Source organism: Aquamicrobium soli (genome assembly GCF_042646345.1).
In the GTDB taxonomy this organism is placed as follows: domain Bacteria; phylum Pseudomonadota; class Alphaproteobacteria; order Rhizobiales; family Rhizobiaceae; genus Mesorhizobium; species Mesorhizobium soli_A.
In genome coordinates this window covers 16,707-31,551 of record NZ_JBHRTK010000006.1, presented here as the reverse complement: position 1 = coordinate 31,551, position 14,845 = coordinate 16,707, and the positions used below count along the sequence as shown (strand labels likewise).

General features: G+C 60.6%; 17 protein-coding genes and 1 pseudogene. 5 read left to right on the top strand and 13 right to left on the bottom strand.

Annotation, left to right across the window (positions count from 1 at the left end; translation table 11 throughout):
- Positions 1-44 precede the first annotated feature (44 nt).
- From ACFOHJ_RS05355 to ACFOHJ_RS05295, 13 genes and pseudogenes are all read right to left on the bottom strand, one after another.
- Positions 45-1,358: a site-specific DNA-methyltransferase gene (locus ACFOHJ_RS05355; protein ID WP_378219273.1), complete on the bottom strand. Its 1,314-nt coding sequence runs from the start codon at positions 1,356-1,358 to the stop codon at positions 45-47.
- A 366-nt stretch (positions 1,359-1,724) separates the two neighbouring features.
- Positions 1,725-2,267: a hypothetical protein gene (locus tag ACFOHJ_RS05350; protein WP_378219271.1), complete on the bottom strand. Its 543-nt coding sequence runs from the start codon at positions 2,265-2,267 to the stop codon at positions 1,725-1,727.
- 27 nt (positions 2,268-2,294) lie between these two features.
- Positions 2,295-3,272 carry a hypothetical protein gene (locus tag ACFOHJ_RS05345; protein ID WP_378219269.1) on the bottom strand — a complete coding sequence of 326 codons (978 nt, stop codon included), beginning with the start codon at positions 3,270-3,272 and terminating at the stop codon, positions 2,295-2,297.
- 104 nt (positions 3,273-3,376) lie between these two features.
- Positions 3,377-3,828, bottom strand: a pseudogene (locus ACFOHJ_RS05340) (DUF6362 family protein).
- Positions 3,829-3,884: 56 nt separating this feature from the next.
- Positions 3,885-4,079, bottom strand: a complete 195-nt coding sequence (locus tag ACFOHJ_RS05335) for a hypothetical protein (RefSeq protein WP_378219267.1) — start codon at positions 4,077-4,079, stop codon at positions 3,885-3,887.
- 228 nt (positions 4,080-4,307) lie between these two features.
- Complete coding sequence (locus tag ACFOHJ_RS05330; protein WP_378219265.1) at positions 4,308-5,780, bottom strand: DNA primase family protein; 1,473 nt, start codon at positions 5,778-5,780, stop codon at positions 4,308-4,310.
- On the bottom strand, positions 5,770-6,636 hold the full coding sequence (locus tag ACFOHJ_RS05325) for a bifunctional DNA primase/polymerase (protein ID WP_378219263.1): 867 nt from the start codon (positions 6,634-6,636) through the stop codon (positions 5,770-5,772). Before ACFOHJ_RS05325 ends, ACFOHJ_RS05330 begins: the two co-directional genes overlap by 11 nt.
- Positions 6,633-6,977 (bottom strand): hypothetical protein, encoded by a 345-nt coding sequence (locus tag ACFOHJ_RS05320; RefSeq protein WP_378219261.1) that lies wholly within the window; start codon positions 6,975-6,977, stop codon positions 6,633-6,635. Before ACFOHJ_RS05320 ends, ACFOHJ_RS05325 begins: the two co-directional genes overlap by 4 nt.
- A gap of 217 nt (positions 6,978-7,194) precedes the next feature.
- Positions 7,195-8,094 carry a hypothetical protein gene (locus ACFOHJ_RS05315; RefSeq protein ID WP_378219259.1) on the bottom strand — a complete coding sequence of 300 codons (900 nt, stop codon included), beginning with the start codon at positions 8,092-8,094 and terminating at the stop codon, positions 7,195-7,197.
- Positions 8,094-8,324, bottom strand: coding sequence for a helix-turn-helix transcriptional regulator (locus ACFOHJ_RS05310; RefSeq protein WP_378219257.1), 231 nt, complete (start codon positions 8,322-8,324; stop codon positions 8,094-8,096). Before ACFOHJ_RS05310 ends, ACFOHJ_RS05315 begins: the two co-directional genes overlap by 1 nt.
- A 139-nt stretch (positions 8,325-8,463) precedes the next feature.
- Complete coding sequence (locus ACFOHJ_RS05305; RefSeq protein ID WP_378219255.1) at positions 8,464-10,410, bottom strand: hypothetical protein; 1,947 nt, start codon at positions 10,408-10,410, stop codon at positions 8,464-8,466.
- The gene (locus ACFOHJ_RS05300; RefSeq protein ID WP_378219253.1) at positions 10,403-11,182 is read right to left on the bottom strand and encodes a hypothetical protein; all 780 of its coding nucleotides are present in this window, start codon (positions 11,180-11,182) and stop codon (positions 10,403-10,405) included. The genes ACFOHJ_RS05305 and ACFOHJ_RS05300 overlap by 8 nt, the downstream gene beginning before the upstream one ends.
- Positions 11,183-11,274: 92 nt before the next feature.
- Positions 11,275-12,015: a thermonuclease family protein gene (locus tag ACFOHJ_RS05295; RefSeq protein ID WP_378219252.1), complete on the bottom strand. Its 741-nt coding sequence runs from the start codon at positions 12,013-12,015 to the stop codon at positions 11,275-11,277.
- On the opposite strand from ACFOHJ_RS05295, the gene ACFOHJ_RS05290 reads away from it, so the two are divergent.
- From ACFOHJ_RS05290 to ACFOHJ_RS05270, 5 genes are all read left to right on the top strand, one after another.
- On the top strand, positions 12,014-12,199 hold the full coding sequence (locus tag ACFOHJ_RS05290) for a hypothetical protein (protein ID WP_378219250.1): 186 nt from the start codon (positions 12,014-12,016) through the stop codon (positions 12,197-12,199). The genes ACFOHJ_RS05295 and ACFOHJ_RS05290 overlap by 2 nt on opposite strands.
- A gap of 222 nt (positions 12,200-12,421) precedes the next feature.
- Positions 12,422-12,616 (top strand): hypothetical protein, encoded by a 195-nt coding sequence (locus tag ACFOHJ_RS05285; protein WP_378219248.1) that lies wholly within the window; start codon positions 12,422-12,424, stop codon positions 12,614-12,616.
- Entirely contained in the window at positions 12,613-13,071 is a 459-nt protein-coding gene (locus ACFOHJ_RS05280) for a DUF2924 domain-containing protein (protein ID WP_378219246.1), read from the top strand. Before ACFOHJ_RS05285 ends, ACFOHJ_RS05280 begins: the two co-directional genes overlap by 4 nt.
- Entirely contained in the window at positions 13,068-14,399 is a 1,332-nt protein-coding gene (locus ACFOHJ_RS05275) for a recombinase family protein (protein ID WP_378219244.1), read from the top strand. The genes ACFOHJ_RS05280 and ACFOHJ_RS05275 overlap by 4 nt, the downstream gene beginning before the upstream one ends.
- Positions 14,400-14,401: 2 nt before the next feature.
- Entirely contained in the window at positions 14,402-14,791 is a 390-nt protein-coding gene (locus tag ACFOHJ_RS05270) for a hypothetical protein (RefSeq protein WP_378219242.1), read from the top strand.
- Positions 14,792-14,845 lie beyond the last annotated feature (54 nt).

Below are 14,845 nucleotides of genomic sequence, written 5' to 3'. Positions count from 1 at the left end.
TCCACAGCGACGATGCTCGGCGTCGGACACCCTCACGGCATCGGTCAGGCCGGGTGGCGCACGGCCTGTCTGCCGGTAAACGTCTGCCACCGCTCGACAGCGACATCGCAATAGCGGGGGTCGAGCTCCATGGCGAAACAGGCGCGCCCGGTGGTCTCGGCGGCAATCAGCGTGGAGCCGCTGCCCGAGAATGGCTCATAGACCAAGGCGCCAGTAGAACTGTTGTTCAGCATTGGCCGGCGCATGCACTCCACCGGCTTTTGGGTGCCGTGAACGGTGGCGTTATCCTCGGCCTCGTCGCCACTGCCGATCGCCCAGATGGTGGTCTGGTCGCGGGCTCCCTGCCAATGGCCGGTGGCGCCCGCGCGCACGGCATACCAGCACGGCTCGTGCTGCCAATGATAGTGGCCCCGGCTCAGCACCAGTCGCGGCTTGGCCCAGATAATCTGCGAGCGGATGGTAAAACCGCACGCATCGAGACTGTCGGCCACCGTCGCGGCATGGACGCCGGCGTGCCAGACATAGGCGACATCACCGGGAAACAGCGCCCAGGCCTCGCGCCAGTCCGCCCGGTCGTCATTTGCCACCCGGCCTGTCCTGAAGGTTGTCGAGACGCCGGCTTCATTGCGCCATTGCGGATCGTAATCCACGCCGTAAGGGGGATCGGTCACCATCAGATGTGGCACTTTTCCGTCAAGCAGCCGCTCGACATCGCTGGCGACCGTGGCATCGCCACACAGCAGTCGGTGGCGTCCAAGGATCCACAGGTCGCCTCGACGCGTGACCGGATCAACCGGCGGCTCGGGAACCGCGTTCTCGGCGGCGTCAGTTCCGGCCTCATCGGCAAGCTCGCCCATGAGCCGGTCGAGCTCGGCCTCGTCCAGCCCGGTGAGGCTGAGATCGAATCCGTCGCCATTGAGCGCATGAAGTTCCTGGGCCAGCAGTTCGTCGTCCCAGCCGCCGAGCTCCGTCAGCTTGTTGTCGGCAATCCTGTAGGCGCGCCGCTGCGCCTCGCTGAGATGATCCAGGATGATCACCGGAACCTCAGGCAACCCCAGTTCTCCCGCCGCCAGGATGCGGCCATGGCCGGCAATCACTTCGCCTTCGGCCGAAACCAGCACCGGCACCGTCCAGCCGAATTCGGCCATGCTGGCGGCAATTTTAGCCACCTGCTTCGGAGCATGGGTCTTGGCGTTCCTGGCATAGGGCTTCAAGCGGTCGATCGGCCAGTGCTCGATGGCTTCCGGTGCGTACTGGATGGTCATGCTTTCCCCTTGACAATCGAACTGGCTTTCGAACTGAACCTCTGGATCCCGATGCCGGACCCTTTCTGGATCCGAACTGGACTCCGGGTCCACCAGGGGTCCACCTGGAAACCAGCAACTCTGCACGCTAAATCAAAGGCTTACGCGACTCAGGCTCTGGCCTGGACTCCGGGGTGGCTTCCCAAAAAATCTGTCTGACGCTGGCGAACCCCGGCGCTGCGCCCCCCCGCATTGATTCATCGGCCCGGAAGGACCCGTGGCAGGGGGAGGCATTGGCCCTTTCTCGATCACTCAAATCTCGCGTAGAACACTATATCACGACCGCAAGTCATTGTAAGTGCGTGACTTCTACGCTGTAGTTCCTTTGTTTGCGCAGCACCACGATCAATATGTTTGACGCTGTTCGTAGATCGCACTGAGGCCGTCACCGCATACAAACCACACCGCAGTCTTGCGATATTAGCTGCGGTTAAGGAGATCCGGAGTAATCCGCGTATCCTTGGTCCCGATCGGTGCAACCTCCAGGTACGACTTCCGGTCAGAAATCCTCATGGGGATTGATCGGCGATGACGTATAACTGATGCCAAACCGAAGTACGCCGAGAATGTGCCCTCATTCGGCCTCATGGCCAACGCCAGCCAAGCCGGAGTCGCGTCAAAGCGCTGCGCCAACACATCAACTTCCTTCCATAGCATCGCGGTTATATCGGCTTCGGATTTCCCGCCAGCCTCAAGCTGCCTGCGCTTGGCATCGCCTATTAACACAGCGTTGTAGCAAGGATTGATTTTGCCGCTACTTTGAAACTCGTTTCTTGACTTCACACCGACTAGGAACCGCTGGCCGGAACGAGTGGCGAGTAAATCGGCATACGGAAAATTAATTCCTTGATTCAAATTCTGAACGGTCTCGAACCCCGCTGCTCGCAAACGCTCCTCCGCAAGCTTCTCTCCAAGGTGACCGAGTTTCGAAATGCGCTCTACGTGCAAAAACGACACCTGCATTGTGCTCCCCCTTCGATAGTACCCAGTCTATCCGGCTAAGTACCACTGAACGAAATTCCCCATTGCGCGACAGGCCTCCGAGGCAATCTTCTCATCGAAACCCGACCCCTGCCGCATTTCGGGGAGTGGCATCGAGATCTGCATACCCTTGCCCTTCGAGAATAGGGTCGTGATGGCGTCGTCGGGTCTCTCAATACGAAATCGCTCGTGCTCAGCCGCATCTGTAGTCTTGGCAATCAGATCTATCTGTCCCGCTGGTGCCTTCACCGACGTCCAAAGCCGGTGACGCAGCCAGACATGGTCCGGCAGGCTCGAATGGCGAATGGGGCCTATCCAGGAATCGCCATCGTAGTAGCTACCGCGGAGAGGCGGGAAGCTGAGCGCCAGGTCCTCCACCGCGCACCACTCGGCCACGAATTGCAAGTAGTCTGATTTCATCCGGTGCAATGCGAGGTCGGGGACTTTGACGCCGGATGTTGCGCGTTTCGTCAGTGCGCGCTCGATAATAGCGCGGCGATACGCCACCCGTTTGAGGTCCGGCGATCGAAGCAGCCTCGCCACTGTCTCCAAATCGATGCTGGCATCGTATTCTCCATGCTCGCCACGATAGGACGCTGGCGCGGCCAGGATGCACCAGACCTGGTCCCAACCCATCCCACGCATCCGTTCAGCACATGCCAGATACCGTTTAGCCTGTCGCACGCCAGGGCTGGCTGTAATCTTGTCCTCGATTAGGAGCGCGACCCGCAATTCACCCGCTTCGCCCTCGACGAGAAAATCCCCGAAACCTTCACCGCCGAGGCTCGGCTCGGGGACCGCCATAGACGCTCGAAAGTTCGGGCAGAATAGTTGAGGTTGGCAGGCTGACAGAAATCGCCCTGCGAAAGTGGGATCGCAACAGAACTCCTCGGCCAGCAAGTGGTCAATCTCCACTTCCTGCGCCGATTTCCGCAGACCTTCCATGCCCCTATCCGTGCCCTTTTGCACCCCGATCACCCAGCTCATCCCCGCGAGGTGAGGTTCCCCGTTGCATCAAAAATGATAGTTCAAGCCGGTACGGAGGAGATGCATATCGGCCTTGCCATCGAATGATGTCTGCAGAATGTACTTCATGCCCGCCCCCCACGTCCAAATTGGAGAAAATTCAACTCTCGATAGAAATAGGAGTCAATGATAGAATTAAGGTGGCAGCCAGGCCAACCGAACAAGAATCTTTGGGCGAGCAGGCACGAACTCGGTTGGCAAAGATGACGGCGGTTCATGGCGATGGCGCAGAGCGCGTGAAGCCAGCGCTCATTGGCGGCGGACCGTTGCAGGCGGACCTTCCAGCAGATCGCCTTCCAAGGTGCATTGTTGGCGGGCAGCCAGACGATCCTGCCGTTGATCGGATCGAGCCCAAATGCCCAAGTTTGCGTTCCTCCATGCGGGAGATGGCTGCGGGCGAAGGTTGCAGCCGCATCGGCTTCGGCTTCTGGCCAACCAGATCCGCGAACTCGTAGAAATAATCCGGCCATGTGTGGAAATAACCCTGCCGGCGTGGCTCCGGCAGACGCTTGAGCACGGCAGCCGCTTCGGCCAGCCGCTCCTCCACCAGCTTTGGGGGCCAGATCGGATCGGTCACGGTCGTACCTTCCCCGGCTTGCGCCGACCATACAGTTTTTCGCCGAGTTGGCGGATCATCTCGCGCTCGGGCCAGGTCAGCCGCTCGTCGTCGATGGTCACGGCCAGCACGCCGAGTTCCCGCCAACCCTGCTGCTTGATTCTGTCGGCCGAGTGCCGCTCACCGCCATAGCCACGAGGCGTCCATCTCATTCATAATCTCCAGGGTTCGGGTTCGTGAGGAAGGCGTCGTCGATCAGTGCGTGACGCGTCGGTGACGCACTAGTGACGCATGAATGACGGCTAAGTATTTGATTGTGCTCGCGTGACGCACTTGACCCCCAACCATTTCCCATGTGCGCGGGCACGCGCGTATAGGAAAGTTTTGCCTGGTTGGTGCGACACGCGAGCACAATCAATGAGTTAGATCTGTTTTGTGCATCATTCATGCGTCACGCTCGCGTCACGGTCATAGGGATTGGCGCCCCAGGCGGCGGTCAGCACCATGCCGACGAAGAAGCGGCCGTCGCGGAAACGGCGGTATTCGATGCCGGCGGCATTGGCGGTGATGCGCTGGACGAAGGCATTAATGGAGGGGAGTGTTCGGTCGGAGAATCCCTCTGCGAGCGCCCATTCTCTGAAGTGCTCATAGGCGATACGGGTGGCGATCCGCGGTTCTTGGTCGATGATCTGACGACTGTGAACGCGCTCGGCGACCCAGGCCAGAACCGGGTCAGCGCCGAACAACCAGTCGTTCATGACGATCTTGCTGGTGGAAGGTGTGGTAAATCCCTTCTGGCGGATCAGGCGGGAAGCGCCGTCCACCGCCCAACCGAGGAGAAGATCCGGCTCTTCCTGGCCGATACGCTGACCGATCGCTTCGATGCGCTCCTCGGGCGGGATCACCCGATTGAAGCTGACGACGAGAAGGCGACGCTGGACGCCTCGGTCCATGCCGCCCTGGAACACGGGCAGCGTGTTGGTGGCGAACAGGTGTTGGGCCTGTGGCCGGAACTCCACTCGGGATTTGTAAACATCGCGACCCTGCACCGGTTCGCCGGTGACGATCGCCTTGAAGGTGTCGGAGGCGATGGCAGATGACGGCGACAACTCGTCGCTGGCGTTGAGCAACTTGCCGACCAGCCCGACGATGTGGCGCTCGTCGCCCATGCGGCCGGCAGTTACGGACGCGATTGCCGAGCCCGGCAACATGCCGCGCACGAGATCGAGGATCTGGCTCTTTCCGTTCTCGGCGGTCTCGCCCTTCAGGATGACTGCGCGCGGTTGGCGCAACTTCGTCGCGTAGCCGAGCGCGGCGGAGCCTGCGACCTCAGCGATCAGCCGCACCTTATCGTCGGCATCGAGATCTCCGGCAAAGACGCCGTCGACCAGACGGGCAAGCAGCGATCGCTTTGGCGGTTCCGCAACCGACCCTGCGCTCCAATTCCCCCTGAGTGTATGCCGGCAGCGATGGTTACGATGATGCGGCTCGATGTGAGGAACGCCATCGGCGTCGAAACGAATGAAGCCGCTCGCACAGTTGATCCCGACCGTTGTCTCGGTGAAGTAGTCAGGCGTCGCCACAAGCGCGGCCATCTCGTTGAGGATGGAATCGATGCGGGACTTGGAGAGCTTGACTCGCGCCGGCTCGCCAGCGGCTGTGCTGAACTCTGCACCATCATAGGCATGGGCCACAAGCCTGAGTTCGTGCTCTGGGATCGGTCGCCAGCAGGTTTTCTCGTAGCGCCAGAACTGGCCTTCGGCATGGACGATTTCGCCGAAAGAGCGCTCCATGTCCTCGCGCATCCTGCCGGCGATCTCCACGTCGGAGCCGATATCGAGCCGGGGCGCGTCCGACGAGGTCGCGCCGGGACGGTTCAGGGCAGCGAGCCTGTCGAGCGGATCAGTCAGCATGGCGGTACCCCCGGCGGGCGACCTCTCGCGCGGCGATGCTGCGCACGGTGACCACCACCTCCTCGTCATCAAGTGGCGGCGCGCAATGCTCCTTGTTCCAGGAGGCGAGCAGCGACAGGCAGACGCGGGGATCGACACGGGCGCGCAGGAGATGGCCGGCGAGGCGCACGATCGCATCGTTGCGCGCTCCTTCCGCATAGCGCCGGACTACATGTGCCCGCCAATCACGAGGCCGGGCCTTGGCGCCGTCCTTCCTGCGCGCCGGCGTGCCCAGCAACTCCGACAGCCAGGACGGCAGATCGGAGAGCGGAACCTCGTCGAGGTGATGATCGACCGAAATCGCATAGGAGCGTCCGCAGATATGGAGTGAGGGCGGGGCAACGATGTAGCCACCATCACCACGCAGATCGATCCCGCGCCCGAGTGCGCCGGCGCTGTTGGCGATCTTCCGGTCTTTCGGGTGACGAAACAGGATATGCTCGCCTCCGCCACCGGTCAGGAACCGCCAGGTGACGGGCAGCTGCCCGTACTTCTCCTCTAGTCTCGCCAGTGCCTCGTCCCCAGCGTGCCGTGGGTCGATATCGAGAGCGACGATGCCGCTGATCGACCCTGTGGCGATGCCGATGTTGTATCTGCCGGCCGAGAACCAGCCATCGACCGTCGTAGGATCCTTGCTGGCATTCTTCAGACCATGGGGGACGAGCCGTGCGACGGGGTGCTTGCCCGGCTGACGACAATCGGCCTTGCCGCAGGAGCAACGCGTGCCGCCTGCCAACACGACGGGCGCGTGCACGGGCAACACCGCCATGCCGAGCGATAGGTAGAGCCTGGCGAAATTGCGCGGATCGTCGGTCACGAGCGCGATTCCGATCCACGGCGGTCATGTATCCCACCGCCTCTATCGCGCCGTTTCTGCCGACGCTTTATCGCGAGATAGGCGAACCGGCCGGGACCGAGACGGCGCTGGAGGAGATGCACCGTGCCCTTGTCACTTGCCCAACGGGCGTGACTGGCGACGTCGGCAAGCTCCGTGCGCAAGGCCGCCGAAAACCTAGCGCCGACCACCATCGTGTCGAGCGCAAGAAAGCCGTCGTGGTATTGCAGGATGGCGCCGGTCTCGGCGGAGGCGAGCCACAGGCCGAACTCCGTCCTGGTGATGAAGGGGCGATTGGTGGAATGATAGAAATTCGTGCTCATGAGGATCGGCTAGCTCCTTGTGCAAAGCTGATCGGCCGGGCCACGAGTTGCGCGAAACCCGTCGATCGATGGTCTGTGCAAAAGGTAGTCGGAGCGGAAAGGTCACGCTTTACGAACGACTTCGCGTCGTTGCGTTGACGTGGCGACGCGAACCCCAGCGCAAACAAAGTGACTGACACGAAGGTAAACGTGCCAGCGCGAAGGCGTCCGGACGCCATCAGACGGCATCCTCGCCCAACATGCCGACGAGGCCAGCGATCATCGTCCGCTCGCTCTGTTCGGCGGCCTTCAAAATGGCGAACTGATCTTCAGGAAGATGATGTTCTATCGCGACACGTACGAGTTCGCGCAGATCGTCCGGTGCGATCGCGTCGAGTTCGACGGAGATGTCGCCAAACTTCTTTGCCCGGCTGTCGCTCGCCTTGGTCGGCCGTGTCGGCAGGTCCCACTCCGTGATCTGCGCGGGCGTGACACCAATCCGCGCGAAATGGATCTCCGCCCCGGGCGCCATCGCCCGTAGCGTCTCCTCGATCTTCTCGCCGGCATTGACGCCCGAAGGATCGTAATCGCCGAGATGATAGATGTAGGCGGGGACATCGAGGCCGGCGATGTGCTCGGCCGCACCATGCAGGAAGGAGAGACTGGCATAACCGCGTGCTACCATCAGCGGCACGTCATAGAGACTGGTCACCGGCAGAATGACACCGGCGAGCGCGTCCTTCTCCAACCAGATCTCGACATAGGCGTCCACCTCGGTCCAGAGCGCCTTGCGATAGAATTGTGCCGTTTCACGAAGGGCTTCTTCGACGCTGGTGAACGTCGTGGGCTTTCTCTGCCATCGGGTGTTGTCGGCGAGCCAGGCATAGGGCAACGTACCGGAGCGGCGCATCTGGACGAGGTCGGTTTGGACTTTGGCGTAACCGGCCTCGCTCTTGTCGATCAGGCCGCGTACGCTCGCCTGATAGAAGACCTGTCTGACCGTCATCGGGCGCATGGCCGCGATGATGGCAATGAGGCTCTCGCGGCGGTTGGCGACCTCGGCCTTGGTGGCGCGGTGACGTTTTATGTGACTGGCCTGATAAACATGATCGCCGGCATGCGGATCGGCGGCGACCATCACCGAGACTCCGCATCATGCAGCTGCGCGATCTCGTAGGCCTCGATGTCTTCCAGCCTGTAGACGACGCGGCCACCGACCTTCAGGTAGCGCGGCCCCTGGCCGAGCCAGCGCCAGCGTTCAAGTGTGCGCGGGCTGAGCTTCCAGCGGCGCGAAAGCTCTACCTGGTTTAGATGATTGATCAGGCGATCAGGAGAGAAAGACGACGAAGCGGAAGATTTGGAAAGCATGACTTGTCACCATCATCTGCGCACCGCATTTCCGCTGGTGCCTTGAACGATGGGGCAAGGATCGACCACGAGGTTGTTGAAGTATGTGGACGCGCCCGATTATAGTCGTGACGAGGGCGCGCAAAAAATGCGCATGAAATCAATGCGTATCAATCGAATGCGTGACACCTACCGACGTTTTGCGTGACATTTTCCGGCTGCTTTGGATCTGACCGGGACTGACCAGTATGACGTACGGGTTGATTCGATAGCCATTCCAGCGGTTGCTCTCAACGACATCATTTTGATCTGGAGTGTATCCGAGAGAGGCGGAGAACTGCTTTTCGATTTCGGAGCGGATGCGATAAACCCGCCGCCTCAATGAAGGCTCCTCGATCTTCAGTTCTTTGCACAATGACGTGGTCATGATGAATTCGTAATCGTCAGCAGGCAATTCCTCCGCGATCTCCCGCCGGCGTAAATCAACCATCTTCACGATCAATTCATAGCTCTTGCCCGCGAGGCTTGCGCCACCGGATAGCAGGATGCGCTTTTTCTTGGCGTCCACCGCCAGCATGAACTGGTGATGCTTCACCGGGGTCCGATCAAGTGCGGCCTCGGCCGAAGGCTTGGGAGCGTTTTTGATTGGATCACGGGTCTCGAAGTCGATGCTCATCGAAGATTGGACCATCGCCAACAATGACGTCGGCGGAAGATCGAGCAAGCCATCCAGGTCGGAATGTTCGCGCAGCTGCTTGTTTAGCACCTCGATAGCCGCTGCTCCATGTCGACGATGCAGATCATAGATGGCACCGGCATTCTGGTCGGGCGGTCCAGGCAAATAGGGCAAGGCTCGAAATACCTCTCCATATTCCGCGAGAAAGGCGTCCCTGGAGATCGAGGCGAAACGCCGGCTGCGTAGCACGTACTGCTCGGCATAGGTTACATCGTGTCGGCGCTTGTGCGCCCCGATGAACGGATCAACCTCGTAATCGTCTGGGGATTCGCAGCCGTCGAGACCAGCTGCAAGGATCGAAAAGCGTCGCTCGACGCACTGGGAGCACACGCCACACGGCTTTCCGCTCATCGACAGATTTCGGACGCTGGCACAGCTGGTCGACTGAGGGATCAGGTCAGCACAATCGTTCTCGGCGATCGAGGTTACCAGCTCATACTTGGTATGCCAAAGGTTGCGATTTACGATCTTCGCCGGGCGCTCCAGAATCAACGAAAATAACTCCGAGAATTGCGCGAGCACTCGAGGATGTGTGGTCCGGCTGGCGCGCGATCCGAGAACATTCTCGGCGATCGGAATGTTGAAGGTCGTCACACCATTCTCGGCGACATTGAGCGTGTCGATGTCGTGCATTCGCGCGACCGCCATGCCCAAGGTGTAAAAGAGAAATGATCGCGTACGCTGGGTGAATTCCACCGGTTCGGCATCGCCTTTGTGGACCCGGAGGCTGACATGGTCGAGGCTGCGGGGCGCCGTCCGATTCCGAAGTTCCTGAACAAGCTCTGTCTGATGCTTTGCCACGTGGGTTGCGCTGCGGTGCGACACGAGAATCAGTTTCTTGTGCTTGCCAATCAGTCCGGCAACCGCGCCGGCGAGCGAGTCCAGCCCTCCGGAAAAAAGCAAGACCTCGTCCGGGATGATCTTGCGCGCGGCTGGATCGCTGTATCCCAGATAAAGCTGCAGGCCGCTTGTATCGCGGCCAGCAACGAACTCGAAGGAGAAATCATCTTCCGACAGAAAACCTAAGGCCCTGGTAAGCGACGAACAAACTTCATCCGTCTGCCAAATATCGGGACGTCTGACCGGAATCTTGAAATGCAGGTCTCGTCGCCATGCTTCACCCATCCTTGATTGCGTGCTGTTGCCGCGCCTGACAAGGCGATCGGCCGAATAAACGTAGGCGGCGATCTCAAGCGCGTCTGCAAGAACTGCCGGTAAATCGTCGACCAGCGGTTGAATGATGTCAAGGAGTTCGAAGTGTATCCGGCTGCCGGGGCGGGCCCTTTCTCCGATGTCGAGATAGAAGATTGGCGCCCCGGCCCGGCGGACCGGCGGAGGAACCCCACCGCAGACGATGAAGTTTCTAGGCATCAAGGCCGCGCCTTCGACGCAGCTCGGCGCGGATTTTCTTGGCCGCTACATTAACAAAGCGCCCCGCCTTGCTGGGGTCAATGCCGCCCTCATAGTTCTGCTTGGAATACCACTCGCCGGAGAACTCTTTGATAATCCGAGAAGTCTCGGCGCAGTGAAGAGTGATCGCGTCATTGAAGGCGGCATGATCGCGTAGGCTAGTGAACCGCTGGTCAGATCCTACGTGCGCCGAGAGCTCACGACTGAGATAATAATCGAGATGCCGTCGGGTCAGGCGAGAAAAGAACTCGCGCGAAAGGACCGCGAACTGCTTCACCGTAGCAAGCCCGGCGATCGCCGATTTGACCTCGCCACCAGTGACGCCGAAGAGGCCTGGAAGTTCTCTGGCTACCACCACATGGATCGCCTCGATGGCGGAAAGCTGAGCCATCTCGCCAAAGTCGCTGCGTGCCCGCGAAAGTTCGACGTGGCGGTCGATGGCGGACATGAAAGCGCTGGTGATCTCAATGAGCGTCGGGTCAGGGCCCACCTTGACGCCAAGTTCAGTCAGCTGCTTCGAAAACTCGTTGCCGCGGGCTGCGAGCGGCAGCTGTGTCAACAACCAGAATGCATGCTGGACGCCGACATCGTTGCTCGCGTCGATCATGCTGCATTCGGCGGCTTCCGAGACCGCACCGGCAATCGCTTCGGCATTTGCTCCGCCAGAGATCAGACCAACGACCTGTTTCCAGACCTTCGACCGCGGCAGCACGAGCAGATGCTGATGACCCATTGCCCCTCCCCCTCGAATATAGGGTCGACGGAGGCAATTGAGAAAATGTTAATCGCCCAGATAAAGGTGATCACAGCCAGTAAAATTGTTCGCTATCTTTGCGCCCGACGCCATCCTGCTTTCTGGGCTTCTTCCTCACTGCAAAACCAGCGCTCGCCCTCGCTTTCACTGATCCTGGTCTTGTTGTAGTCGACCATACCGGGGACATGGTAGATGCGCGCGCCGCTGCGGCTTATGTTGCCCTTGATCCTGCAGTCGGTAACGGAACTGGCCGATGCCGGAAGGGCGGGCAGCAGATGTTGGTGAGCGTCGATGGGGACGGAGAAGGCCCCGAGGATTTCCGTCTGGGGACCGCGATGACGCCAGTCCCACGGCGCGATGAAGGCGCCTGACCAGAGGCCCGTCTGCTTTTGGCGGGCTGCCTGCTCCTGCGGCACGTAGATTGTTGAATAGCGCCTGAAGGCAAGTGCCCACCCGTTTTTGACCATTGCCGCGTTGATGTCGGTTCCGCCAACAATGCAGGTCATGATGCGTCGGTGATAACGGTCGACCTGGTCACCGGTACAAGAGACGGGGCGATTGGCGATCAGCTTGCCAAGTGCCGACCGCGCCGCGATCCCACAACGGTAATCGGCGCCGTTTCTATCGAGGCAAACCTGGTCGGTCTCCGGCGCATCGATGCCGTTCAGCCGGATTCTTGTTCCTCTGATCTTGATCGTGTCGCCATCCGTTACGCGTGCCGAGCCCGTCAATGCTGCGGCCGGAGCATATTGTGGGATTGCAAGGAGTGCGGCGGCGGCGAAGATGACAGCGAGGATCGGGCGTGGGGTCATGGATATGCTCTCCATCATTACAGGATGGATTGAAAGGCGACGCAGGTTAAGACGACTCTACCAGGACGACGCCAGCCTTCTTGTCGGGCGCGATCCCGTTACCGCCTACTACGATGAGCAGCAGGCAGCAGCCCGCGCGCGCTTTGCCGGCGATGGTGTCTCTTTCCATCACTGGCAAAGGTAGCAGCTGAGGTTGCTCGAATCAGCAATGCGCCGATGGACTTCGAGATTGTCAAAGCGATTGTGAAAGAGGAAGAAGAACGGGCCGGATCAGACTGGTCCGCATTTCGCATTCGTTCGCGTTCCTGCTTTTGTTCGCGGGGCCCTTCGCCAAGCAACTGTTTTTGCTGTCGTTCTTCCACTTACCGTGATTGCCTCGGGTCCAAATCGAAACCCGAGTACGGTAATGAATCCGCTTCCTCCCAACCAGATGAGTGCTGATGAACGGTTGGACGAACTCTTCAGCATTTTGGCTGTCGGCTTCGTCCGGCTGAAGGCGCGCCAGTCAAGCAAATTATCTGGACAGCCGGAGCAACGTTGCGTGGACTTCCTGCACGACCAGAGCGGTCATGAAACTCCAACTCACTGGAGACCCGCATGACGATCCCGAATCCCGATCCGATCCCAGCACGCCTGGTGGCGCTGAAAACCACGCCGACGCTCGAATTGAAGAAGCAATGGCGCTACCTGTTCGACAGCGAGCCGCCAGCGTTCAACCGGCGTTACCTGGAGAGCCGACTGGCCTACCGCATTCAGGAACTGGCCTGTGGCGGATTGAAGCCGTCGACAATCGAGCGCCTGGAAGTTTTGGGCGAGCAGCTTGACGGCGGCAACATGGTGGTGCGCCGCAACTGGGCCGATGACCGGCCGATTGTCGGCACCCGGCTGATCCGCGAATGGCAGGGTGTCGAGCATACCGTCACCGTGCTGGCCGATGGTTATGAATGGCAGGGGCGGCCCTACAAGAGCCTGTCCTCGGTTGCTCGCGCGATCACCGGCACGCGCTGGAATGGCTGGATCTTCTTTGGCCTGAAAAACCACCGGAGCCGGACATGAACAAGCCCGTCACCAGAAAACTCCGCTGCGCCATCTATACCCGGAAATCCTCCGAGGAGGGTCTGGAGCAGGAGTTTAACAGCCTGCATGCCCAGCGCGAGGCCTGCGAAGCTTACATTGCCAGCCAACGCTCCGAGGGCTGGGTGCTGGTCCGTGACCAGTATGACGATGGTGGCATCTCGGGCGGCACGCTGGAGCGTCCCGCGCTGAAACAGCTGTTGGCCGACATCGAGGATGGGCTGGTCGACGTGGTCGTCGTCTACAAGATCGATCGGCTGTCGCGCTCGTTGATGGATTTTTCGAAGCTGGTCGAAGTGTTCGATCGAAATGGGGTCACCTTCGTCTCCGTGACGCAGTCGTTCAACACCACCACCTCGATGGGACGGCTGACGCTCAACATCCTGCTGTCGTTCGCCCAGTTCGAGCGGGAAGTTACGGCCGAGCGTATTCGAGACAAGATCCGTGCCTCGCGCCAGAAGGGCATGTGGATGGGCGGCATCGTGCCGCTCGGCTATCGGGTCGATAACCGCAAGCTGGTGATCGAGGAAACCGAGGCCGCGACGGTCAAGATGATTTTCGAGCGCTTTGTCAGCATCGGCTCTGCCACGGTGCTGGCCAAAACCCTTGCCGCCGAGAATGTCCGCACCCGTCGCGGCAAACTGATCGACAAGGGCTTTCTCTACAAGCTCCTGAACAACCGGGTCTATATCGGCGAGGCGGTGCACAAGGGCGAAAGCTACCCCGGCGAGCACCAGGCGATCATCGACCGTTCCTTGTGGGACAAGGTCCATGCCATCCTGGCTGAAAGCCCGCGCCGGCGCGCCAGCAACACGCGGGCGCAGACGCCGGCGCTGCTGAAGGGCCTGATCTTCGGCCCCGATGGTGCTGCCTTCTCGCCGACCCACACGAAAAAGGGCGGCAAGCTTTATCGCTATTATGTCAGCCAGTCGGTGCTGAAGCGCGGTGCTAATGCCTGTCCCATCGCCCGCGTGCCGGCTGCCGAGGTCGAGATGGCCGTCATCGACCAACTACGCGGGCTTCTGCGTACGCCGGAAATCATCGTCGGCACCTGGCGCGCCGCGCGGCCCGAAATCGAAGACCTGCCGGAAGCCGATGTCCGCGAGGCGCTGGAACGGCTCGATCCGATCTGGGACGAGCTGTTCCCGGCCGAACAGGCCCGCATCGTGCAACTTCTGGTCGAGCGGGTGGATATTTCCACCAGCGATCTTGCCATCCGGTTGCGCACGCAGGGGCTGGCAAACCTCGTTACTGATCTCGGCGCCATCGGCCCCGACCGGAACACCACCGACGAGAGGAAGGCAGCCTGATCATGACCGTGCCCGTCACCAGCAATCCCGACGCCATCACCGTGCATGTGCCGCTGACCTTCACCAGGCGTGGCGGGCGCAAGCAGGTTGTCCTGCCCGGTGGCGCGTCATCATGGACGCCGCCCCGCGCCCGTGTCGACAATACCATGGTGAAAGCCATCGCCCGTGGTTTCCGTTGGCGCAAGCTGCTGGAGACCGGTGTTCATGCTACCGTCGAGGACATTGCCACCGCCGAGAAGATCAACCCATCCTATGTCAGCCGCGTCTTGCGCTTGACGCTGCTGGCGCCCGCTATCGTCGAGGCCATTCTCGATGGGAGGCAGGGACCAGAGATCACACTCGCCGCGTTGATGAAGCCGTTTCCGGTGGAGTGGGAGAGGCAATGCTGGTAGCACCGGTCCCGATCTCATAATGTTGACGAGGCGGAATAGACGTCTTCGGCTCGC